This is a genomic window from Ancylobacter sp. GW821-FHT10E12, from assembly GCF_058809335.1.
On sequence record NZ_JBXASN010000001.1, the window covers coordinates 248,299 to 268,926 of the forward strand.

At 70.6% G+C, this 20,628-nt stretch carries 19 protein-coding genes; 9 read left to right on the forward strand and 10 right to left on the reverse strand.

The window, feature by feature from the left end; genetic code table 11:
* Genes AC1RU4_RS01290 through AC1RU4_RS01300 form a run of 3 tightly spaced genes read left to right on the forward strand, consistent with a single transcriptional unit; the run spans nucleotide 1 to nucleotide 3,082 of the window.
* Nucleotides 1–1,455 (forward strand): GntP family permease, encoded by a 1,455-nt coding sequence (locus tag AC1RU4_RS01290; RefSeq protein ID WP_492889175.1) that lies wholly within the window; start codon nucleotides 1–3, stop codon nucleotides 1,453–1,455.
* Between the two features lie 54 nt (nucleotides 1,456–1,509).
* Nucleotides 1,510–2,715, forward strand: a complete 1,206-nt coding sequence (gltS, locus tag AC1RU4_RS01295) for a sodium/glutamate symporter (RefSeq protein ID WP_492889176.1) — start codon at nucleotides 1,510–1,512, stop codon at nucleotides 2,713–2,715.
* Nucleotides 2,716–2,755: 40 nt separating this feature from the next.
* Nucleotides 2,756–3,082, forward strand: coding sequence for a hypothetical protein (locus AC1RU4_RS01300; protein ID WP_492889177.1), 327 nt, complete (start codon nucleotides 2,756–2,758; stop codon nucleotides 3,080–3,082).
* A gap of 62 nt (nucleotides 3,083–3,144) precedes the next feature.
* On the opposite strand, the gene AC1RU4_RS01305 is transcribed toward AC1RU4_RS01300, so the two are convergent.
* The 8 genes from AC1RU4_RS01305 to AC1RU4_RS01340 all read right to left on the reverse strand — a co-directional run bounded on the left by AC1RU4_RS01305 (nucleotide 3,145) and on the right by AC1RU4_RS01340 (nucleotide 10,110).
* Nucleotides 3,145–4,377, reverse strand: coding sequence for an alpha/beta hydrolase (locus AC1RU4_RS01305; protein WP_492889178.1), 1,233 nt, complete (start codon nucleotides 4,375–4,377; stop codon nucleotides 3,145–3,147).
* Between the two features lie 139 nt (nucleotides 4,378–4,516).
* On the reverse strand, nucleotides 4,517–6,160 hold the full coding sequence (locus AC1RU4_RS01310; protein WP_492889179.1) for a complex I subunit 5 family protein: 1,644 nt from the start codon (nucleotides 6,158–6,160) through the stop codon (nucleotides 4,517–4,519).
* Complete coding sequence (locus AC1RU4_RS01315) at nucleotides 6,157–7,632, reverse strand: complex I subunit 5 family protein (protein WP_492889180.1); 1,476 nt, start codon at nucleotides 7,630–7,632, stop codon at nucleotides 6,157–6,159. The genes AC1RU4_RS01310 and AC1RU4_RS01315 overlap by 4 nt, the downstream gene beginning before the upstream one ends.
* Nucleotides 7,629–7,931, reverse strand: a complete 303-nt coding sequence (locus AC1RU4_RS01320; RefSeq protein ID WP_492889181.1) for an NADH-quinone oxidoreductase subunit K — start codon at nucleotides 7,929–7,931, stop codon at nucleotides 7,629–7,631. The genes AC1RU4_RS01315 and AC1RU4_RS01320 overlap by 4 nt, the downstream gene beginning before the upstream one ends.
* Nucleotides 7,928–8,917: a hydrogenase subunit MbhD domain-containing protein gene (locus AC1RU4_RS01325; RefSeq protein WP_492889182.1), complete on the reverse strand. Its 990-nt coding sequence runs from the start codon at nucleotides 8,915–8,917 to the stop codon at nucleotides 7,928–7,930. Before AC1RU4_RS01325 ends, AC1RU4_RS01320 begins: the two co-directional genes overlap by 4 nt.
* Nucleotides 8,910–9,233, reverse strand: a complete 324-nt coding sequence (locus AC1RU4_RS01330; RefSeq protein WP_492889183.1) for a cation:proton antiporter — start codon at nucleotides 9,231–9,233, stop codon at nucleotides 8,910–8,912. The genes AC1RU4_RS01325 and AC1RU4_RS01330 overlap by 8 nt, the downstream gene beginning before the upstream one ends.
* Nucleotides 9,230–9,577, reverse strand: a complete 348-nt coding sequence (locus AC1RU4_RS01335; protein WP_492889184.1) for an MrpF/PhaF family protein — start codon at nucleotides 9,575–9,577, stop codon at nucleotides 9,230–9,232. Before AC1RU4_RS01335 ends, AC1RU4_RS01330 begins: the two co-directional genes overlap by 4 nt.
* Nucleotides 9,574–10,110, reverse strand: a complete 537-nt coding sequence (locus tag AC1RU4_RS01340; protein ID WP_492889185.1) for a Na+/H+ antiporter subunit E — start codon at nucleotides 10,108–10,110, stop codon at nucleotides 9,574–9,576. Before AC1RU4_RS01340 ends, AC1RU4_RS01335 begins: the two co-directional genes overlap by 4 nt.
* Nucleotides 10,111–10,445: 335 nt before the next feature.
* On the opposite strand from AC1RU4_RS01340, the gene AC1RU4_RS01345 reads away from it, so the two are divergent.
* The 3 genes from AC1RU4_RS01345 to AC1RU4_RS01355 all read left to right on the forward strand — a co-directional run bounded on the left by AC1RU4_RS01345 (nucleotide 10,446) and on the right by AC1RU4_RS01355 (nucleotide 15,087).
* Nucleotides 10,446–11,564 carry an efflux RND transporter periplasmic adaptor subunit gene (locus AC1RU4_RS01345; protein ID WP_492889186.1) on the forward strand — a complete coding sequence of 373 codons (1,119 nt, stop codon included), beginning with the start codon at nucleotides 10,446–10,448 and terminating at the stop codon, nucleotides 11,562–11,564.
* A complete protein-coding gene (locus AC1RU4_RS01350; protein ID WP_492889403.1) occupies nucleotides 11,564–14,599 on the forward strand; it encodes an efflux RND transporter permease subunit in 3,036 nt (1,011 codons plus the stop codon). The genes AC1RU4_RS01345 and AC1RU4_RS01350 overlap by 1 nt, the downstream gene beginning before the upstream one ends.
* Nucleotides 14,600–14,880: 281 nt before the next feature.
* Nucleotides 14,881–15,087 carry a YMGG-like glycine zipper-containing protein gene (locus tag AC1RU4_RS01355; protein ID WP_492889187.1) on the forward strand — a complete coding sequence of 69 codons (207 nt, stop codon included), beginning with the start codon at nucleotides 14,881–14,883 and terminating at the stop codon, nucleotides 15,085–15,087.
* Between the two features lie 258 nt (nucleotides 15,088–15,345).
* Here the strand turns inward: AC1RU4_RS01355 and AC1RU4_RS01360 are convergent, their stop codons facing one another.
* Both AC1RU4_RS01360 and AC1RU4_RS01365 read right to left on the reverse strand, forming a co-directional pair.
* The gene (locus tag AC1RU4_RS01360; RefSeq protein WP_492889188.1) at nucleotides 15,346–16,806 is read right to left on the reverse strand and encodes an alpha/beta hydrolase; all 1,461 of its coding nucleotides are present in this window, start codon (nucleotides 16,804–16,806) and stop codon (nucleotides 15,346–15,348) included.
* A 31-nt stretch (nucleotides 16,807–16,837) separates the two neighbouring features.
* A complete protein-coding gene (locus AC1RU4_RS01365; protein WP_492889189.1) occupies nucleotides 16,838–17,863 on the reverse strand; it encodes an AI-2E family transporter in 1,026 nt (341 codons plus the stop codon).
* A gap of 190 nt (nucleotides 17,864–18,053) precedes the next feature.
* Between AC1RU4_RS01365 and fgd the strand changes: the two genes are divergently transcribed.
* From fgd to cofC, 3 genes are read left to right on the forward strand one after another with little or no spacing between them, the layout of a single operon-like run.
* The gene (gene fgd, locus AC1RU4_RS01370) at nucleotides 18,054–19,067 is read left to right on the forward strand and encodes a glucose-6-phosphate dehydrogenase (coenzyme-F420) (RefSeq protein ID WP_492889190.1); all 1,014 of its coding nucleotides are present in this window, start codon (nucleotides 18,054–18,056) and stop codon (nucleotides 19,065–19,067) included.
* A 9-nt stretch (nucleotides 19,068–19,076) separates the two neighbouring features.
* Nucleotides 19,077–19,853 (forward strand): coenzyme F420-0:L-glutamate ligase, encoded by a 777-nt coding sequence (gene cofE / locus AC1RU4_RS01375; RefSeq protein ID WP_492889191.1) that lies wholly within the window; start codon nucleotides 19,077–19,079, stop codon nucleotides 19,851–19,853.
* Nucleotides 19,850–20,608 (forward strand): 2-phospho-L-lactate guanylyltransferase, encoded by a 759-nt coding sequence (gene cofC / locus AC1RU4_RS01380; protein WP_492889192.1) that lies wholly within the window; start codon nucleotides 19,850–19,852, stop codon nucleotides 20,606–20,608. Before cofE ends, cofC begins: the two co-directional genes overlap by 4 nt.
* Nucleotides 20,609–20,628 lie beyond the last annotated feature (20 nt).

The window sequence follows — 20,628 nt, forward strand, 5'->3', positions numbered from 1 at the left end:
ATGGGCCTCCTCGGAATCCTCGTCGGCCTCGGCCTGCTGATCGCGCTGGCCTTCCGCGGCTGGTCGGTGCTGCTGCTGGCGCCGATCGCCGCCCTCATCGCCGCCGCCTTCGCCGGCGAGCCGCTGCTGGCGCACTGGACGCAGACCTTCATGGGCAGCGCGGCGCGCTTCGTGGCGCAGTTCTTCCCGCTGTTCCTGCTCGGCGCGCTGTTCGGCAAGATCATGGACGACAGCGGCTCGGTGACCGCCATCGCCGAGTTCATGACCGAGAAGCTCGGCGCCGAGCGCGCGGTGCTCGCCGTGGTGCTGGCCGGCGCCTTCGTCACCTATGGCGGCGTCAGCCTGTTCGTCGCCTTCTTCGTGCTGGCGCCGATGGGCCTCGCGCTGTTCCGTGCCGCCGGGGTGCCGCGCCGGCTGATGCCGGCGGCGATCGCGCTCGGCACCTCGACCTTCACCATGTCGGCGCTGCCGGGTACGCCCTCGATCCAGAACGCCATCCCGATGCCGTTCTTCGGCACCACGCCCTTCGCGGCGCCGGGGCTCGGCATCCTGGCCTCCGCCATCATGCTGGCCTTCGGGCTGTGGTGGCTGCGGCACGCCGAGGCAAAGGCCCGCACCGCCGGCGAAGGTTTCGGGGCTGATGAGCCGGCCCCCGTCGACGCCGCGGCCGACGACCTGCTGGTCCGCGAGCGGGCAACCACCGCGCGCGAGTTCGACCCCGCCGAAATCCATAACGGCGTCCATGCCTACAGCCATCCGCCGATCACGCTCGCGGCGCTGCCGCTCATCGTGGTGGTGGTGGTGAACCTGATCATGTCGATGGCGGTGCTGCCAAATCTCGACGTGTCCTATCTCGCCGAACCGCGCTGGGGCGAGACTTCGCTCGCCGCCGTGGGCGGCGTGTGGTCGGTGGCGGTGGCGCTGACGGCGGCGATCCTGACGGCGCTCGCCATCAACTGGCGGCGGCTGCCGGGCCTGCGGGCCACCATCGATGCCGGCGCCAACGCCTCGGTGCTGCCGGTCTTCAGCGTGGCGAGCCTGGTCGGCTTCGGTGCCGTGGTGGCGGCGCTGCCGGCGTTCGAACTGGTGCGCGAATGGGTGCTCGGCATCGACGGCGGGCCGCTCGTCTCGCTCGCGGTGGCCACCAACATCCTTGCCGCGCTCACCGGCTCGGCCTCCGGCGGCCTGACCATCGCACTCGACGCGCTGGGGCCGACCTTCATGCAGATCGCCAGCACCACCGGCCTCGACCCCGCCCTGATGCATCGCGTGGCGGTGATCGGTTCCGGCACGCTCGACAGCCTGCCGCATAATGGCGCGGTGGTGACTTTGCTGGCGGTATGCGGCACAACGCACCGCCAGAGCTATTTCGACATCGTGATGGTCGGCATCGTCGGCGCCGTTCTGGCGCTTGTCGCCGTCATCGTCGTCGGCTCGGCGGTCGGGTCGTTCTGAACTGGCCGGATCGCTTGCGGGCGCTGCGATGCGTCAGAATTGGCGCGAGGAATAATGTCGACGATCCAGGTCTCGGGGCTGCTGAGCTTCACCATCGCCATTCTGGTATTCTTCACCGGGGCCGGCATCAATCGCGCGGTGGCGCCGCTGCGCCGCTGGAACATTCCCGAGGCGGTGACCGGCGGCCTGCTGGCCGCCCTGGCGACGCTGATCGCCTATCGCTTCTTCGGCGTCGAGATCGTCTTTGCGCTTGAAGCGCGCGACATGCTGCTGCTGTACTTCTTCACCGGCATCGGCCTCAATGCCCGTCTCAGCGACCTGATCTCCGGCGGGCGACCGCTGCTGGTACTGCTGGGACTGACGCTGATCTATCTCGTCATCCAGAACCTGATCGCCGCCGGCAGCGTCGCCGCGCTCGGCTTGCCGGAGGGCATCTCGGTCTTCCTCGGGTCGGCATCGCTGATCGGCGGGCACGGCACCACCATCGCCTGGGCGCCGCTGATCTCCCAGCGCTTCGGCCTTACCAACGCGCTCGAGGTCGGCATCGCCGTGGCCACCCTCGGCCTGGTCGTGGCGAGCCTCGTGGGCGGCCCGATCGCCAAATATCTGATTGGACGTCATAATCTTCACGGTCCGCGCTCGGGCGAGACGGTGATGGGCCTGCCCGACAAGCTCGGCCACGCTGGCGATGACGACGTGAACCATGTCAGCCTGCTGCGCACCATCCTGGTGATGAACGCCGCCATCCTGATCGGCTTCGGCATCGAGACGCTGATGGAGGACGTGGCACTGAAGCTGCCGCTGTTCGTCATCTGCCTGCTGGTCGGCATCGTGCTCACCAATACCGTGCCGCGCCTGCTGCCGCGTATCGTGTGGCCGACGCGCTCGCGGGCGCTGGCTCTGGTCTCGGACCTGTCGCTCAACGTGTTCCTGGCGATGTCGCTGATGAGCATGCAGCTGTGGACGCTGGGCGGGCTTGGGCTGGTGCTGGTCATCGTGCTTGCCATCCAGACGCTGGTGGCGGTGGCCTACATCATCTTCGTGGTGTTCCCGGCGATGGGGAAGAATTACGAGGCGGCCGTGCTCTCGGCCGGTTTCACCGGCATCAGCCTCGGCGCCACGCCTACCGCGATCGCCAATATGACGGCGGTGACCAAGGTGCATGGGCCGGCGACACGGGCTTTCATTATCTTGCCGCTCGTTTCCGCCTTTTTCATCGATATCGCCAATGCTGCGATGATCGGCTTCCTCGTCCGCTGACCGCCTCGATGGTCGGCGGGCCCTACTCGGGAATGGATAGATGATCGACCGCCGTTCGCTTCTCGCCGGACTTTTCTCGGCCGCCGCGCTGGTGCCTCTTGCCGCGCTCGGCACCTCCACCGACGCCGAGGCACAGGCCGGCCCGATGATGGCGCCGCCTCCGCCGCGCCGGGAACCGCGACCGGCCGCGCGCCGCGGCTATACCTGGGTGCCGGGCCACTGGAACTGGCGGCGCGGTCCGGGCTGGATATGGCAGCCGGGCTATTGGGAGCCGAACCGGCGCGGCTTCACCTTCGTCGGGCCACGCTGGGTGCTGCGCCGCGGCGTGTGGGTCTACGAGCCCGGCCGCTGGGTGCGCAGCTGGTGAGCTGACTTCGCGCGCCGGGCGGCCTTCTCAAGGACGTCCGGCACCGTCGCCGGCCGGGGATACTATTGCCGGGCGGGATTGGCGGCGGTACCGCCGATGACCTGGCCGAACTGGTCGACCTGCGCCTCGTAGGTTCGGCGCGTCGCGGGGTCGAACACCGCGATCGGCGCGCTGATGGCGACGCTGGCGGCGCTGCCGACCGTCTGCCCGACGCCCATGGCGACGGTGCCGATGCGGTCGCCGAGGCTCACCTCGGAATCCGTGATCGTCTGGCCGGCGACGAGGCGCGTGCCGATGAGCCGCACCACTTCCGGCGAGCTGGCGAAGCGGCCATGGTTCAGCGCGTCGCCGCTGCGCAGCGCGGTGAGGTCGACGACGACGATGCCGGCCTTCTCGAGCTGGGCGTAATATTGCTGGGGGTCGATCTGCCCGACGCGGTCGACGTTGCCGGCGATCCGCCGCGACACCTGCAGCGCCCGGTCGTCGCGCGACACGAACAGCGTGAAGCGCGACGTCGGGCGGTTCAGCGCCCGCCATTGCGAGGCGAACACGTCGACATCGACATCCGGCGACGCGAGGATCACGTCGGTGATCTTGGGCGGCAGCTTGCCGCGCCGGATCGTCATCTGGCGCAGGCCCTCCATCGCGAGCCAGGCCCCCATGGAGTGCGCCATGATGGTGACGTCCTTCACCTCCGGGTCGCTGGCGATCTGCCAGACCGTCTCCTCGAAGGCGTCGCGGGAATAGATCGTGCTCTCGCGGTCGAACAGATAGTCGAACACCCGGGCGCGCGAGGGCCAGGTGAACAGCACCGGCGCGACATTGGCCTCGGAATCGTGCGCGATCTGGGCGAAGCGGTAGACGGCGTCCTCGAAGCGGTTGTTGAAGCCGTGCACGAAGATCAGCACCCGCTTGCTCGGCGTCAGGTGCTTGTGCAGCCAGCCGCGCGCGGCGTCCTTGCTCTCCAGAGGATCCACCTCGAGGGTGGCGAAATCGGTCTGCGGATTGGGAGGCAGGCGGCGCGGCCATTGTACTTCGCCAACCTGCCGATTCTGGTCCGCAGGGATCGACACCACGAACGAGGTGAGCGACATCTGCCCGCCGCGTTCGCCGGTGAACAGGATGGCGGGATCGGTCGAGGGCGCGCGGGTGGTGGCGACCAGCATGTCGACCTTGGTCGCCTCGGGTGCCGTCTCGGCGACCGGTGCCAGCACGCCGATCGGCCGGCTGGCACAGCCGGCAAGCAGCGCGCCGGCGACAACGACGGCGAGGAGACGGGTTCCCACCCCCCTCATTCGCCGCCCGGACAAAGACATTCCGGCGCGCATACTCGTCACACAGCCCCGTCTGTCGCGCGGATGACCCGCTCCACCGCACTCCAAGCCCTCCACGATTATCGAAACCCGGCAGGGGGCTCAAGCGCGGGCGGCGACATCAGCCGCCCGGCCGACCGATTCCCGCCGACAGTTGCAGGGCGGCACCAAGGGCGAACAGCACGACGAGCAGCAGAACGCCGGCGACCGGCCAGCGGCGCAGCACCTCGTCGCTGCGCTCGGCCGTGGCGACCAGCCGGCGCAACAGCGGCAGCGCGCGCTCGGCGATGACGATCAGGTCGCCCTCCGGCAATCGCGGCAGGCGGGGCACCGCACGATGCAGAAGCACGGCAAGGGCGCCGCCGAGCAGCAGCGGCCAGACTGCCTTCCAAAGCGAGGCCGGTGCGAGGGCGGCGGCATAGGAGGTGCCGGTTGCCGGCAGCAGTGCGCCGACGACGAGGAGGGAGGCCGCCGCCGTGGCGAGGAAGGGCAGCAGCAGGCCGGCGGGCGGCGTTTCTGCGGCGTCGGAGGGGAACAGGGTCGCGAGGCGGCGAAGGAAATGCAGCATCAGCAATGTGCTACCCGTCGCCGAAAGGGTGGCGACCAGTGCCGCGAGACCGTCGCCGAACAGGTCCTTGGTTACGTATTTCGCGAGCGCGCCCGAGGTGAACGGCAGGCCGGCCAGCGACAGCGCCAGCGCCGCCATGACGATGAACACCGGCCGCGCCGCGCGTCCACCGGCCTTGCCGGCGACGCCGACACCGAGGAACAGCGCGCCCTTCACCAGCATGTGGTGCAGCGCGTAATAGGCGGCGAGCACCGGGGTCGCGGCGCTGCCGGCGGCGAGCCCGGCGCCGACGATGGCGGCGACGATACCCATCTGGCTCACCGTCGAATAAGCGAGCACCACTTTCGGGTGCTTCTGGGTGAGGCCGACCGCGACGGCATAGAAGGCGGTGAACAGGCCGGCGGCGGTCAGCACCTCGCCCCAGAATTCCAGCGGCGCTCCGAAGGGCAGGAAGCGGATGAGGCCGATGATGCCGGCCTTGACCACGATGCCCGACAGCACGGCGGAAGCCGGCATCGGCGCCACCGGATGGGCGAGCGGCATCCAGACATGCAGCGGCACCAGCCCCATTTTCAGCCCGAAGCCGAGAAACAGCAGGACGAGAATGCCGCCGCGCCAGGGCGAGGCGGCAAGGTTCGCCACCGCATCGGCGATGGGCGGATTTCCTCCCGGCGCCCCGGTTGCCAGCATGACGAAGGCGAGCAGCAGAAAGGCCTCCCCGAGCAGCGCCAACGCCATATACACGCCGCTCGCGCGCCGCGCCGCCGGAGTTTCCTCGTAGGCGACGAGGCCATAGGCGGCGAGGCTGGCGACGGTGAAGAACAGGTAGAAGCTCGTCATGTCGGCGACGAGGCAGAGCCCGAGGCTGCCGGCCATGGTGAGGAGCCACCAGATCGCAAACGCGGTGCGCCGCGGCGAGGCCGCGAGATAGATGGCGGCATAGGCGCCGGCCGCGCACCAGAGCAGGGCGCTGCCGCCGAGCAGCATCGCCCCGGCCGCGTCCAGCGCCAGGGTGAGGCGCAGCGGGTCGGGCGCCAGCATCAGCGAGCCGCCCGGCGCCAGGATTGCCGCCGCCAATGCCGGCAAGGGCGCGACAGGCAGGGCGTGGAGCAGGTGCGCCCGCACCGCCGGCCACAAAGCCGCAACGACGAGGGCGAGGGGAAGGGCGAAGCTCGCCGCCAGCAGAAGGGCGTTCATGGCAGCGCCTCCATCGCCTCGAGCGGGCGTCCGATCGCCAGCAATGCGAAGGGCCGCAGCGGTACGAAGCCGAGCGCCAGCGCGCACAAGGCGAGCGCCAGCACCGCGCCCTGTCGGTAGGGTGCGACGGGCGCGACCGCCGGTTCTCCCTCGGAGAGGGCGCTGCCGAGCACGCGGAACACGTAGAAGGCGGCGAGGATGCCGCCGGCGAGGATGATGGCGGCGATCCACCAGGCGCCGGCCTCGACCGCGGCGGTGAGCAGCAGCAGCTTGGCGACGAAGCCGCCGCTCGGGGGCAGGCCCATCAGCGACAGGCCCGCCAGGGCGAAGGCGGCGAGCGTTACCGGCAACCGGCGGGCGAGGCCGGCGAGCTCGCCGATCCGGTCATGGCCGAGCGCCTCGGCGATCAGCCCGGCGGCGAGGAACATCGCGGCCTTGGCAAAGCCGTGCGAGACCAGTTGCAGGATGCCGCCGGTCCAGCCGATGCCGTCCCAGGGCGTGGGGCCGGACACCAGCGGGAACATGAGGAACAGGTAGCCGATCTGGGCGATGGTCGAATAGGCGATCATCAGCTTCAGCCGGGCCTGCCGCAGCGCCAGAACGCTGCAGAACAGGATCGCCGCACCGCCGAGCACCGCCAGGAATTCATAGGCGGCCGGCGCCGGCAGCGGCGGCATCAGGTCGAACCACAGGCGCAGGATGAGGAAGAACGGTGCTTTCACCACCAGCGCCGAGAGCACCGCGCTGGCGGGGGCCGGGGCGCCGGCATGGGCGGGCGGCAGCCACAGGTGCAGCGGGAACAGCGCGGCCTTCGCCATGAGACCCACCGTCATCAGCGCGACCGCGGCGAGGGTGACGGGGTCGGGCTGCACGATCTCGCGCAATCCGGCGAGGTCGAGCACCGCGTAGCGGCCATAGATCAGGCCGACGCCGAGCAGGTAGAGCACCGATCCGGCGAGGGCGAAGAGAAGGTAGCGCAGCGCGGCGACCAGCGCCTCGCGCTTGCCGTCGAGCGCCACCAGCGCCACGGCGCCGAAGCTAAGCATCTCCAGGGACACGAAAAAATTGAACAGGTCCTGCCCGACAAAGGCGAGGTCGAGCGCCGACCACAGCGCCAGCAGCAGCGTCCAGAACCCCAGTCCGGCGCGCTCCCCGGCTGCGCGGAACGGCGCCCAGGCGCAGATGGCGACGCCGGCCATCACCAGCGCCGTGAGCGTCAGCATCGTCGCGCCGACCCCGTCGACCCGCAGCGTCAGGCCGAGCGGCGGCAGCCAGCCGCCCAGCGCGTAGGCGAGCGCGTTCCCTTTGGTCGTTACCTCGTAAAGCGTTGAGAACGCTATGATAACGCCAAACGCGACGAAAGGGGCGGCGATCCGTTCCGGCCGCACGCGGCGCTCGAAGGCGAGGATCGCGCACATCCCCACCACGGGGGAAAGAATCGCGAGCACCGGCAACAGGTTAGCGCCCATCATGGCCGGTCTCCCGGCCCGTCGTCGGGCTCGGCCAGCCGCACCAGCAGCGTCGCGGCGAGCGCGGTGGCGGCGAAGGCGACGACAATGCCTGTAATCACAATGGCTTGCGGCACGGGGTCCCCGGCCAGCCCGGCGGCCGCCGCCCGTCGCGCCGCCACGCCGAAGACGAGGAAGATTCCGGCGCCGAGCAGGTTGAAGGCGAGCAGCTTGCGCAGTGCAGTGGGGTGTACGATGAGCCCGAAAACACCGATGCCGGCCAGTGCCGCGCCGGTGAGGCCGATGAGGAGCGCGCCGCTCATGATCCGGCCTCCATGTCGGCCTCCATGTCGGTCGCCGGGGCTCGCGTGCCGGATGGCAGGGCGTCCGCTTCGGGAGGGCCCGCGACCAGCATCACCAGCGCGGTGACGACGGAAGCGGCGAGCGCCAGCTCGACGACGACGATGGCCGGCTTGGCGTAGCCCTCCGGCCAGGCGAGGAAGCTGCCCTCGGTGGCGAGGCCCAGCAGCCCGGCGGCGATGAAGGCGAGCGGGCCGACGGCCAGCGCGACGCCGACCGCCCGCGCCCCGGTGCGCGGCGCCGGGGCCAGCCCGGCCATGATGGCGATGAGCCACATGGCGGCGGCGACCGTGCTCGCCTGGAACTTGCCGCCCGGCTCGTCGGCGCCGATCCAGAACAGGTAGGCGGCGAAGACCAGGCCGGCCGGGATCAGCATGCGGGCGAGGAAGGCGAGGGCGGGCGAAGGCGGGCCCGCCGGCCAGGGAAGCGGGCGCGCGCCCCAGCCGCCCGCCGGCCCGAGCACCCGCATGCCGATCACCGCGATCAGCAGCACCACGATCTCCAGCAGCGTATCGAGCGCGCGATAGGCGAGCAGCACCGCGGCGACCGGATTGCCGAGCTCGGTCCGCGGCAGGGATTCCATCGCGGCGGCGGCGAGGCTCGGGGCCGGATCCGGCAAGGCGAGCAGCAGCGCGGCGAGGGCGAAGGTCGCCAGCGCCGCCAGGCCGGCCGCCGCCAGCCGCAGCCGCGGCCCGGCGGCGGCGCCGAGCCGCACCGGCCGCGTCAGCCGCCCGCTCGCCCGCAGCAGCAGGATGCCGGTTGCGCCGCCGCCGATGGCCGCTTCGGTGAGGGCGACGTCGACCGCTTCCAGCTCCACCCAGGCGAGCGCCAGGAACAGCCCGAAGGCCATGAAGCCGAACAGGGCGGCGCGGGTCTGCCGCGCGGCGATCACGAAGAAGGCGCCGGCGACCAGCGGCACCGCGATGAGGCCCGCCAGCAGCTCATTCATCGCCTTCTCCCGCATCGGCGGCTCCCGCATGGGCGGCGGCCTCCCCGTCGCGGTGCAGGCGGGCGAGAAGCTGACCGGCGGCGGTGCTGCCCGCCAGCACCAGCAGCCAGACCAGCAGGAGCTTGAGCGCCATCCACACGCTGCCCGCCTGCGACACCAGGCCGAGCGCGATGAGGCCGAGGCCGAGCGTATCCGCCTTGGTGAGGGCATGGAGGCGCGACAGCGGATCGGGAAAGCGCAGCAGGCCGACCGTCCCGGCGAGGAAGAAGGCCGCGCCGGCGCAAACGAGGGCGATGGTGAGCAGATCGGCGATCATCGCTCACCGCTCGGATGCGGCAGCGGCCGCTCCGCCGGGTGCGGGGGGTTCGCGGCGGCGGGCTTCGGGTTGGCATCCGGGCCCGCTCCCTGCCGGCCGACCGCCCCCCGGCTCATGGCGGCGGTCGCCAGCGCCGCCAGCAAGGCGAGGGTGAGGGCGACGTCGACCAGCGCCGGCGCCGCGCGCGCGGTCGACAGCAGCAGGCAGATGGCGGCGCCGGCGGTGCCGACCAGCTGCACCGCCATCATCCGGTCCACCGCGCCCGGCCCGCGCAGCAGCCGCACCAGGCCGAGCACGGCGGCGAGCGCGACGAAGGCGGCGGCGGCGTGGAGAAAGTCGCTCATGTCGCGTCCGATGGTCCGAAGGCGCGGGCGAACCGCGCCTCCTCCTGCGCGAGGGCGGTAGCGACCGGCATGCTTTTGTCGAGGCAATGAACGAGCCAACCGTCGCCGTCCTCCGCCTCGATCGGCAGTGCGCCGGGCTGAAGCCCCATCAGCGCGCGGAAAGCGTCGCGCGCCTCGCCGGCCGGCAGGCGAGGACGGTAGCGGACGAAGCCGGGAGCGATCGGCAGCGAGGGCGCGAAGGCGCGCCGCGCCACGTCGATGCCGCCGATGAGGGTGGCGGCCGCCAGCCGCCCCGCCAGCACCAGCGCGGCCAGCGGGCGCAGGTGGAACGCCGAAGGCGGCGCCAGCCGCAGGCTGATCGCGGCGGCGGCTGCCGCGGCGACGATGCCGGGGGCGAGGGCACCGCCATCGGCCATCACCAGCCAGAGCAGGAGCAGGCCCGCCCCTCGCAGGGCGAAGGCCATCGCGGCGTTGCCTCGCTTATGGGCGTGGCCTCGCTCATGCGAGGGGCGCATCGGCAGGCCGGTCGTCATGTCGCCGCCTCCCTCATGCTCGCCGCGGCAAAGCGACGGTGGACGGATATCCAGCGCGAATCGACGCGCCTGCCGCCTGCCGGGAGCATGCCCCGCTCGCGGAGGTATTCAAATGACGGGCCGATGCGACTTTTTTCCAATGCCGGCGCAAGCCGCTGCAAATCATCGTCTTTCGATCCCGGCTGTTTTTGGCTGCGGTTGCGTTCCGCCGTCCGCGACGGAGTTGAGTATCCCGAAAACGCGAAAAGGGGCACCATTCGTCACAGGTGCGATGTCGTAGCCGTGCGACCGTGCCATAGCTTGGCCGAATGATAATCGAACGAGATGTCGTCCCCATGTTGAAGCGCCCTCGCTCCGGGAAATCCGCCCGGCCCGCCATCCTTCTGGCCGCCGGCGTGGCGCTGCTCGCGGGGGCCTGCTCGCAGGAAGAGCAGGCGGCGGCGCCGCAGGTGCGCCCGGTGCGGGTGGTCACGGTGACGGACGCGCCCTCCAGCCAGTCGGTGTCGATCACCGGCACCATCCAGGCCGAGGACGAGGCGGCGCTCGCCTTCCGCATCTCCGGGCGGATGATCGAGCGGCTGGTCAATGTCGGCGACCGCGTGACCGGCGGGCAGGTGGTCGCCCGGCTCGACCCGCAGAACGCACTTAATACGCTGCGCTCGGCGCAGGCGGCGCTGACCGCGGCGGAGGGCCAGCTGGTGCAGGCCTCCAACCATTACGACCGCCAGGAGCGGCTGCTGCAGAGCGGCTTCACCACCCGCGCGCTCTATGACGAGGCCCGGCAGGGCCGCCTGTCGGCGCAGGCGCAGGTCGACAACGCGCAGGCGCAGCTGAAGATCGCCGAGGACAATGTCGGCTATACCGAACTGAAGGCCGACGCCCCCGGCGTGGTGACGGCGCGCGGCGCCGAGCCCGGCGAGGTGGTGCAGGCCGGGCAGATGATCGTGCAGCTGGCCCGGCAGGACGGGCGCGACGCGGTGTTCGACGTTTCCGCCCAGATCATCCGGCAGGTGCCGGGCGATCCGGTGATCACCGTCACCCTGGCCGACGACGCCTCGGTGAGCGCGACCGGGCGGGTGCGCGAGGTCGCGCCGCAGGCCGATCCGGTGACGCGCACCTTCCGGGTGCGGGTCGGGCTCGACAACCCGCCGGCGGCGATGCGGCTCGGCTCCACCGTGACCGGCCGCGTCGATCTCGAATCCGCCTCCGGCATGGAGGTTCCCGCCTCGGCGCTGACCGCCGTCAACGGCCAGCCGGCGGTGTGGGTGGTCGATCCGTCCACCGCCACGGTGGCGCTGCGCAATGTCGAGGTGGCGCGGTTCAATCCGGCGACGGTGGCGATCGCCACCGGCCTCGGCGTCGGCGACGTCGTCGTCACCGCCGGCGTGCAGGCGCTGCATCCGGGCCAGAAGGTCCGCCTGCTGGGCGCCGCGTCGGAAGCGGCGGGTTCGTGATGCGCTTCAATCTATCGGAATGGGCGATCCGCGAACGCTCGCTCGTGCTGTTCTTCATGCTGGTGGTGGTGGTCGCGGGCCTGACGTCCTATTTCCGGCTGGGACGCAGCGAGGACCCGGCCTTCATCATCAAGACCATGGTGGTGCAGGCGGCCTGGCCGGGCGCTTCCACCGAGGACATGCTGCAGCAGGTCACCGAGCGGCTGGAGCGCACGCTGCAGGAAACGCCGCATCTCGACCGGCTGCGCTCCTATACCAAGCCCGGCGTGACGACGATCTTCGTCGACCTCGAAGGCGCGACCACCGCCGCGCAGGTGCCGGACGTCTGGTATCACGTGCGCAAGAGCATCGGCGACATGCGCCACACCCTGCCGCAGGGCGTGGTCGGGCCGGGCTTCAACGACGAGTTCGGCGACACGTTCGGGCTGATCTACGGCTTCACCGCCGACGGCTTCACCCATCGCGAGCTGCGCGACTATGTCGAGGAGGTGCGCTCGAAGCTGCTGCAGGTGCCGGACGTCTCCAAGATCGAGATCCTCGGCGCGCAGGACGAGCGCATCTTCGTCGAGTTCTCGGTGGAGGAGCTCGCCAGCCTCGGCGTCAACCGGCAGGCGCTGGTGGCGGCGCTGCGCAGCCAGAACGTGGTGCAGCCCTCCGGCACCATCGAGACCGGCGACGAGAAGCTGGCGCTGCAGGTCTCCGGCGCCTTCGACAGCGAGCGCGACATCGCCAATATCAACTTCGCCGTCGACGGGCGGATGCTGCGGCTCGCCGACATCGCCACGGTGCGGCGCGGCTTTGCCGACCCGCCGCAGCCGCTGTTCCGGGTCAACGGCCAGCCGGCGATCGGCCTCGCCATCGCCATGCGCGAGGGCGGCGACATCCTGCGGCTCGGCGCCAACGTGCAGAAGGCGGTGGACGCGATCACCGCCGACCTGCCGATCGGCATCGGCGTCAACCTGGTCGCCGACCAGGCGGTGACGGTGGACCACGCCATCGCCGAGTTCATGGAATCGCTGTGGCAGGCCATCGCCATCATCCTGGTGGTGAGCTTCATCGCGCTCGGCGTGCGGCCGGGCCTCGTGGTGGCGCTGTCGATCCCGCTGACGCTGGCGGCGGTGTTCTCCGTCATGGAGCTCGCCAATATCGACATGCAGCGCATCTCGCTCGGCGCGCTGATCATCGCCCTCGCCCTGATGGTCGACGACGCGATGACCACCACCGACGCCACCATCAACCGACTGGCGCTCGGCGAGAAGAAGGAAGTGGCGGCGGTCTTCGCCTTCAAGACCTATGCCTTCGCCATGCTGGCCGGCACGCTGGTGACCATTGCCGGCTTCGTGCCGATCGGCTTCGCCGCGTCTTCGGCGGGCGAGTACACCTTCTCGCTGTTCGCGGTGGTGAGCATCGCGCTGCTGGTGTCGTGGCTGGTGGCGGTGCTGTTCGCGCCGCTGATCGGCCTCGCCATCCTCAAGCCGCCGAAGAACGCCGGCACCGAGCCGGGGCGGGTGATGCGGGCCTATCGCGGCTTCCTGTCGGCGGCGCTGACCGCGCGCTGGGTCACCATCGCGGCGACGCTCGGCCTGTTCGTCGCCTCGATCCTGCTGCTGCCGCTGATCCCGAGCCAGTTCTTCCCCTCGTCCGACCGGCCCGAGCTGCTGGTCGACATGACCCTGCAGCAGAATTCCTCGATCTATGCCACCGAGAGCGCCATGGAGCGGCTCGACGCGGCGCTGAAGGGCGATCCCGACGTCGAGCGCTGGAGCGGCTATGTCGGGCGCGGCGCCATCCGCTTCTACCTGCCGCTCAACGCCCAGCTGCCGAACGACTTCTTCGGCCAGGCGGTGGTGGTGGCCAGGGACACGCCGGCGCGCATCCGCCTGCAGGCGAAGCTGGAGAAGCTGCTCGCCGAGGATTTCCCCGGCGTGGTGGCGCGCGTCTCGCCGCTCGAGCTCGGCCCGCCGGTCGGCTGGCCGGTGCAGTATCGCGTGCTGGGCCCCGATCTCGCGCAGGTGCGCGACATCGCCTTCAAGCTGGCGCAGGTGATCGCCGCCGAGCCCGACGCGGTGCAGGTGAACTACGACTGGATCGAGCCGGCGCGGGAAGTCCGCATCAAGGTCGACCAGGACGAGGCGCGCCGCCTCGGCCTCTCCTCCGAGGCGATCAGCGGCGTGCTCAACACGGTGATCTCCGGCCAGCCGGTGACGCAGGTGCGCGACGACATCTATCTGGTCGACGTGGTGCTGCGCGCCACCGACGAGCAGCGCGTCTCGCTCGACAACCTGCGCACCATCCAGGTGCCGATCCCCGGCGGACGCACCGTGCCGCTCAGCCAGTTCGCCACGTTCGACTATGCCCAGTCCTACCCGCTGGTCTGGCGCCGCGACCGGGTGCCGAGCCTGACGGTGCAGGCCGACGTGGCGCCCGGCACGCTGCCGGACGAGGTGGTGCGCGCGCTCGCCCCGAAGATCGACGCGCTCGCCGCCGAGCTGCCGCGCGGCTACCGCATCGAGACCGGCGGCACGGTGGAGGAGAGCGCCACCTCGCAGGCCTCGGTGGTGGCGGTGGTGCCGCTGATGATCTTCATCATGCTCACCGTGCTGATGTTCCAGCTGCGGCGCTTCTCGCTGCTGTTCCTGGTGCTGTCGGTGGCGCCGCTGGGGCTGATCGGCGTGGTGCTGGCGCTGCTGCTCTCCGGCCGCCCGCTCGGCTTCGTCGCCATTCTCGGCGTGCTGGCGCTGCTCGGCATGATCATCAAGAACGCGGTGATCCTGATCGGCCAGATCGAGGCGGAGCGCGAGGCGGGCAAGAGCGTGCGCGAGGCGGTGCTCGACGCCTCCAGCGCCCGCTTCCGTCCGATCATGCTGACCGCGGTGTCGACCGTGCTCGGCATGATCCCCATCGCGCCGACGGTGTTCTGGGGGCCGATGGCCTTCGCCATCATGGGCGGGCTGCTGGTCGCCACCGTGCTGACGCTGATCTTCCTGCCGGCGCTCTATGTCGCCACCATCAGGGACCGGCCGGCGGCGGCATAGCCGGCCGCCGCGCGAGCCGATCGGGCCGAGGCGGTCCGGTTGGCGCGATCATGCGGTTGCCGTCGAAGTCGGAACGTTCGCCCAGCGTCGAGTGGTTCGGCGCGCGGGGTAGTTCCGCGACTTCGACATTCATTTGCTGCATCGCGACATGAATAGCGCGCGGCATGTGCTTTTCGATCACGTAATCGGACGCAGCCGAAAAATCGAAATCGATGCCTATTGTTGGCCAAACCTGCCGACGGTATGTAGGTGGTATCGATTCACTATGGGGAACGTCTGACATGGTTCGCGTGATTGCAATTTCTCTCGTTGCTCTTTCTATCGCCGGTTGCACCACCACCGAGAAGCGGGCCGGTACCGGCGCGCTGATCGGTGGCGGCGCCGGCGCCATCATCGGCGGCATTGCCGGCGGCGGCACCGGCGCGGCGGTGGGTGCGGCGGTCGGCGCCGGCACCGGCGCGGTGATCGGCGCGGCAACCGCGAACTGATCTTTCCGACGTGTTGCAGAGCGGCCGTGCATCGAGGGATGCACGGCCGTTTTGTTTTTGACGGCCGGGACGTGGCGAGGGGCGGCGGCGTGCGTCCTTCGAGGCCCGGCTGCGCCGGGCGCCTCAGGATGACGGGGGACGGAAAGACGATTCCATGTCCCCGTCATGCTGAGGAGCGGGGCGGAGCCCCGCGTCTCGAAGCACGCAGGCTCTCGCCACTCCGCCGCCCCGGCATTCAGTCCAGACCCCGGCGAATCCTCAGCGGCGCGGGGTGGCGATCTGCTGGCCGACCCGCTCGGCGACATAGGGGAAGAACGGGTTGGACGACATGCGGGTCAGCGCGTCGAGGCTGACGATCAGCGCCCCGCGCTCGCCGCGCACCGCCATCGCCCCCAGCTGCAGGCCGAAATTCTCCGCCGGATCGGGGTTGGAGCCATAGAGCCCGTCGCTCTCCGGGAAGGGCAGGGCGACATGCGACAGCGAGAACACGTCCGGCGGGTAGAACAGGTTCAGCGGCCGCTCGGCGGTGTCGGTGGCGCCGGCCGGGGTGGTGCGCTCGACCACTTCGGCGCTGTCGGGGCCGGCATTGGTGATCAGCGACAGGGCGAAACGGCGCGGCGCCGGCGGGACGTTCCGGTTCAGCGCCGCCGCCGAGGTCGCCCCGCGCAGCAGCGGTCCCAGCTTGGTGTTGCGGTTGAGGTCGAACAGCACCAGCTCGCTGCCATTGTCCGGCAGCAGCCCGTAGAAGGCGGTGACGACGGCGCGGGTGGAGACGGTGAAGTCGAGCGCCGACTGGAAGGTGAGCGTCGGCGGCAGCATCGCCAGCCCGCCGCGTGCGGCCTGGCGGGAGATCGAATCCTGCAGGGCCTGCGTCAGCCGGTGCGACTGCCGGGCGCCGTTGACCGGGAACGAGTTGTATTTGAACGGATTGAATTCCGGCAGCACCGACAGCCACGCGGCTTTGGCGAAGGCCGGCAGGAAGGCCGGGAGGCCTGCCAGGCCGGCGAAACGGGCGAAGCGGGTGATGCCGATCATCGGCGACAGCAGGATCAGCCGGTCCGGCCGTGCCAGCGCCGGATCGTCCAGCGCGTCCAGCGCATATTTCAGCGCCAGCGCGCCGCCATTGGAGAAGCCGACGATATGGAGGGGAGCGGCTCCGGCGAGGCGGTGGGCTTCCCGCACGGCGAGCCGGGTGGCGGCGAGCCAGTCCTCCCATTCCGACTCGGCGAGTCCGGCCGGCACGGTGCCGTGGCCCGGCATGCGGATCGCCACCACCGCCCAGCCGGCCTGCTCGTAGAGCCGGGCGATGTGGCGCAGGCTGTAGGGGGAATCGGTGAGCCCGTGCAGCAGCACCACCGCGCCCTTGGGTGCGGTGGTGGGCACGATCTCGTAGGAGCGGTTGAAGTCGCGGGTCAGCTTCGGCGGGTAGACGACGCTGCCGGCGAAATAGCGGTTGGAGGGGACGCGCTCCTCCTCCGGCAGCCGCTGGATGACGTTTTCCCACACCTCGTCGAAGATGCGGTCCTCGGCTTGGAGGAAGCCGGCCCAGTCGGTCTCGTCCATCTCTCCGACGGTGAGCTCGTGCGGCACGAAGGTGTGCCAGGGCTCCAGCGGCGCGCCGGTCTGCGAGAAATAGACGCGGGTGCCGACGAAGGTCGCCAGCATCAGCACCAGCGCGGCGGCGAGCCAGAGGACGAGGCGCTTGAGGCGGGCGGCCATGCGGGTTGCTCCTTCGCGGGCGCGGGTTCGCTCAGGCTTCCGGTGCGCGGCCGGAGAGCAGCCGGGCGACCCAGCGGGCGGACGGGATGTGCTCGCACAAGGTGAGCGCGGCGATGGTGAGCGGCACGCCGATGAAGGCGCCCGGCAGGCCCCACATGAACGACCAGAAAAATACCGCCAGCAGCACCAGGAACGGCGACATGGCGAGCGCGCGGCCGGCGATGCGCGGCTCGATATAGGAGCCGGAGAAGAACTGGATGACGTTCATGCCGGCGAAGACCGCAATCGCCGTCTGCCAGGATTCGAACTGGGCGACGGCGAACAGCGTCGGCAGCAGCGTCGCCACCAGCGGGCCGATGAAGGGGATATAGTTGAGCGCGAAGGCGATCACGCCCCAGGCGAAGGCGAGGTCGAGCCCCGCCGCCGCGGTGAAGCCCCAGATGGCGAGGCCGGTAATGGCGCTCATCGCCGTGCGCACGATCATGTAGCGGCGGAACTTGGTGCCGATGTCCTCGGCGGCGGCAAGCAGCCGCGCCCCGCCTTCGCCCCCCTCGCCGCCGGCGAGCTTGCGGCGCACGATGTCGACCTCCAGCAGGCCGAGCAGCACGAAGATGAAGGTGACGACGGCGAAGCCGGCCATGCCGTTCAGCCGCGCCGCCACGCCCTGGAAGAAGCGGATCAGCCAGGAGACGTTGAAGGTCTCCATGAAGGTGCCGGCGACATAGAGCCCGTGCCCCTCCAGCCACGTCGCGCCGTTGAGATAGAGGGTCTGGAAGCGGTTGGCGTTGGCGACCAGCCACTGGGCGGCGCGGCCGAAGCCCCATACCGTCATCGAGGTGAGGGCGAGGATGACGACGAGGCTGACCGCGAGGCTGATGAACAGGGCGAGCAGTTGCGGCAGCCGCGCCTGCAGCGTCTTCTGCAGCGGCCAGACCAGCGCCATGAAGAACAGCGCGAAGGCCACCGGCGCGATGATGGAACGGGCGATGAACAGAGCCGCGCCGATGAGGATGGCGGCGATGATGCCGAGGAGAATCAGGGTGCCGCGGCTGCTCATATCTCTCTCGCCAGAAGATGCCTGATGCCGGATAAAGCCTGCGCCGCCCGGCGACAAGACAATACCGTCGCGCGGCGGCGGGATGGGAAGCGCGATCACGAGGATGGAAAAATCAGCCTATTGTGATTGAATGATTATTCGTCTTATTGTGCTGCATTATAATATCAATTCTATTCCCTAGCGAGATGGAGTGGGCAGGGTGCTGAAGCTCGGCTACAAGGCCTCCGCGGAGCAGTTCGACGCGCGCAAGCTGCTCGATTTCTCCGTGCTGGCGGAAAAAAAGGGGTTCGACTCCGTCTTCGTCAGCGACCATTTCCAGCCGTGGCGTCATACCGGCGGCCATGCGCCCGCTGCCATCGCCTGGATGGGCGCGCTCGGCGCCTCGACCTCGCGGATCGTCATGGGCACCAGCGTGCTGACCCCGACCTTCCGCCACCACCCCGCCATGGTGGCGCAGGCCTTCGGCACGCTCGGCCAGCTGTTTCCGGGCCGCGTGGTGCTCGGCGTCGGCTCGGGCGAATCGCTGAACGAGGTGCCGGCCACCGGGGCGCCCTGGCCGGAAATGAAGGAGCGCTTCGCCCGGCTGCGCGAGGCGGTGCGGCTGATCCGCCAGCTGTGGAGCGAGGAGCGGGTGACGTTCGAGGGCGAGTTCTACCGCACCGAGGGCGCCACCATCTATGACCGGCCCGACGAGCCGGTGCCGATCTACATCGCCGGCGCCGGGCCGATGGTGGCGAAGTTCGCCGGACGGGCGGGAGACGGCTTCATCTGCACCTCCGGCAAGAAGTGGGAGCTCTATACCGAGACCCTGCTGCCGAACGTGGCGGCGGGGCTGGAAGCGTCCGACACTCCCGGCCGGCGCTATGGCCGCATGATCGAGATGAAGGTCTCCTTCGACGCCGACCGCGCCAGGGCGATGGCCGACACCAAGCTGTGGGCGGCACTGGCGCTGTCGCCGGAGGAGAAGATGTCGGTGGAGGACCCGCGGGAGATGGAGAAGCTGGCCGACGCGCTGCCGGTGGAGCGGGCGGCCTCGCGCTGGATCGTCTCCACCGACCCGGACGAGCATGTCGAGCGCCTCGCCGCCTATGTCGCGCTCGGCTTCGACCACCTCGTCTTCCATGCGCCGGGCGAGGACCAGGAGCGGTTCCTGACGCTGTATGCCGAGCAGGTGCTGCCGCGCCTGCGCGCCCGGTTCGGCTGAGCCACAGCCATGAGCGCACGCGCACCTTCCCGTCTGGACCTTCTCGCGCTGCCGGATTTCCCGCTGGTGGAGCCGGGCGACGACCTCGCCGGCTTCGTCCTCGACGGGATCGCGCGGCTGGGGATGCAGCTCCGCGCGGGCGACGTCGTGGTGCTGGCGCAGAAAGTGGTGTCCAAGGCCGAGGGGCGGCTGGTGCGGCTGGCGGAGGTGGTGCCCTCCGCGCGGGCGCTGGCGCTGGCGGGCGAGGTGCGCAAGGACCCGCGCCTCGTCGAGCTGATCCTCGCCGAGAGCGTGCGGGTGGTGCGGGCGCGGCCGGACGTGCTGATCGTCGAGCACCGGCTCGGCCTCGTCATGGCCAATGCCGGCATCGACCAGTCGAATGTGCGCCATGACGGCGGCGAGGCGGCGCTGCTGCTGCCGCTCGACCCCGATGCCAGCGCCGCCCGGCTGCGCGGGGAGATCGCCGGGCGCTGCGGCGTGGCGCCGGCGGTGGTGATCAACGACAGTTTCGGCCGGGCATGGCGGCGCGGCACTACCGGCATCGCCATCGGCGCCGCCGGGCTGCCGGCGCTGGTCGACCGGCGCGGCGAGAGTGACCTGTTCGGCCGCACGCTGCGGGCCACGCTGATCGGCTATGCCGACGAGATCGCCGCCGGCGCCTCGCTGGTGATGGGGCAGGCGGAGGAGGCGACGCCGGCGGTGCTGGCGCGGGGGCTGAGCTGGACCGCTGCCGAGAATCCCGCCGGGGCGCTGATCCGCCCGGCGCAGGAGGACCTGTTCCGGTGAACCGGCCGCTGCCGGCTGGCGGGCTGTGGGCGGTGGTGCCGGTGAAGCCGTTCGGCCTCGCCAAGCAGCGGCTCGCCCCGGCGCTGGCGCCGGCGATACGGGCGCGGCTGGCGCGGGCGATGCTGGAGGACGTGCTGGCGGCGCTTACCGGGGCCGAGCAACTCGCCGGCACGCTGGTCGTCTCCGCCGAGCCGGAGGCGGCGGCGATCGCGCACGCGCACGGGGCGGTGCTGCTGCCGGAGGCGGAGGCCGCCGGGCTGAATGCGGCGCTGGCGCGCGCGGCCGGGCACCTCGTCGCGCTTGGCGCCGGCGGGCTCCTGGCCATTCCCGGCGACGTGCCGGGGGTGACGGCGGGCGAGGTGGCGCGGCTCGTCGGCGCTCATGGAGAGGGGCGGGCGCTCAGCCTCGTCGCCGCGCATGACGGGCAGGGCACCAATGCGCTGCTGGCGACGCCGCCGGACCTGATCGGCTTCGCCTTCGGTCCGGGCAGCCTCGAGGCCCACCGCGCGCGCGCCGCCGCCATCGGGGTGACGGCGCGGGTGCACGGGGACGGCGCGCCGCCGGCTTCCGCCTTGCCGGGGCTGTCTTTGCCGGGGCCGGGCTTGTCCGGGCTGTCTTTGCCTGGGCTGTCCTTGCCGGGGCTTGCCTTCGATGTCGACACGCCCGGCGATCTGTCGCGTCTCGATGCCCTGCCGGCGGAATCCCGTTCGCGCCGGGCGCTCGCCGCCGAAGGAATTTTGCCGGCGCATCCCTAAGCTGACGATAGGAGAGACCC

Bases quoted from the DNA above. Each gene is read 5' to 3' on its own strand.
- AC1RU4_RS01290 (WP_492889175.1), top strand. From the start codon at position 1: ATGGGCCTCCTCGGAATCCTCGTCGGCCTCGGCCTGCTGATCGCGCTG.
- gltS (WP_492889176.1), top strand. From the start codon at position 1,510: ATGTCGACGATCCAGGTCTCGGGGCTGCTGAGCTTCACCATCGCCATT.
- AC1RU4_RS01300 (WP_492889177.1), top strand. From the start codon at position 2,756: ATGATCGACCGCCGTTCGCTTCTCGCCGGACTTTTCTCGGCCGCCGCG.
- AC1RU4_RS01305 (WP_492889178.1), bottom strand. From the start codon at position 4,377: ATGAGGGGGGTGGGAACCCGTCTCCTCGCCGTCGTTGTCGCCGGCGCG.
- AC1RU4_RS01310 (WP_492889179.1), bottom strand. From the start codon at position 6,160: ATGAACGCCCTTCTGCTGGCGGCGAGCTTCGCCCTTCCCCTCGCCCTC.
- AC1RU4_RS01315 (WP_492889180.1), bottom strand. From the start codon at position 7,632: ATGATGGGCGCTAACCTGTTGCCGGTGCTCGCGATTCTTTCCCCCGTG.
- AC1RU4_RS01320 (WP_492889181.1), bottom strand. From the start codon at position 7,931: ATGAGCGGCGCGCTCCTCATCGGCCTCACCGGCGCGGCACTGGCCGGC.
- AC1RU4_RS01325 (WP_492889182.1), bottom strand. From the start codon at position 8,917: ATGAATGAGCTGCTGGCGGGCCTCATCGCGGTGCCGCTGGTCGCCGGC.
- AC1RU4_RS01330 (WP_492889183.1), bottom strand. From the start codon at position 9,233: ATGATCGCCGATCTGCTCACCATCGCCCTCGTTTGCGCCGGCGCGGCC.
- AC1RU4_RS01335 (WP_492889184.1), bottom strand. From the start codon at position 9,577: ATGAGCGACTTTCTCCACGCCGCCGCCGCCTTCGTCGCGCTCGCCGCC.
- AC1RU4_RS01340 (WP_492889185.1), bottom strand. From the start codon at position 10,110: ATGACGACCGGCCTGCCGATGCGCCCCTCGCATGAGCGAGGCCACGCC.
- AC1RU4_RS01345 (WP_492889186.1), top strand. From the start codon at position 10,446: ATGTTGAAGCGCCCTCGCTCCGGGAAATCCGCCCGGCCCGCCATCCTT.
- AC1RU4_RS01350 (WP_492889403.1), top strand. From the start codon at position 11,564: ATGCGCTTCAATCTATCGGAATGGGCGATCCGCGAACGCTCGCTCGTG.
- AC1RU4_RS01355 (WP_492889187.1), top strand. From the start codon at position 14,881: ATGGTTCGCGTGATTGCAATTTCTCTCGTTGCTCTTTCTATCGCCGGT.
- AC1RU4_RS01360 (WP_492889188.1), bottom strand. From the start codon at position 16,806: ATGGCCGCCCGCCTCAAGCGCCTCGTCCTCTGGCTCGCCGCCGCGCTG.
- AC1RU4_RS01365 (WP_492889189.1), bottom strand. From the start codon at position 17,863: ATGAGCAGCCGCGGCACCCTGATTCTCCTCGGCATCATCGCCGCCATC.
- cofE (WP_492889191.1), top strand. From the start codon at position 19,077: ATGAGCGCACGCGCACCTTCCCGTCTGGACCTTCTCGCGCTGCCGGAT.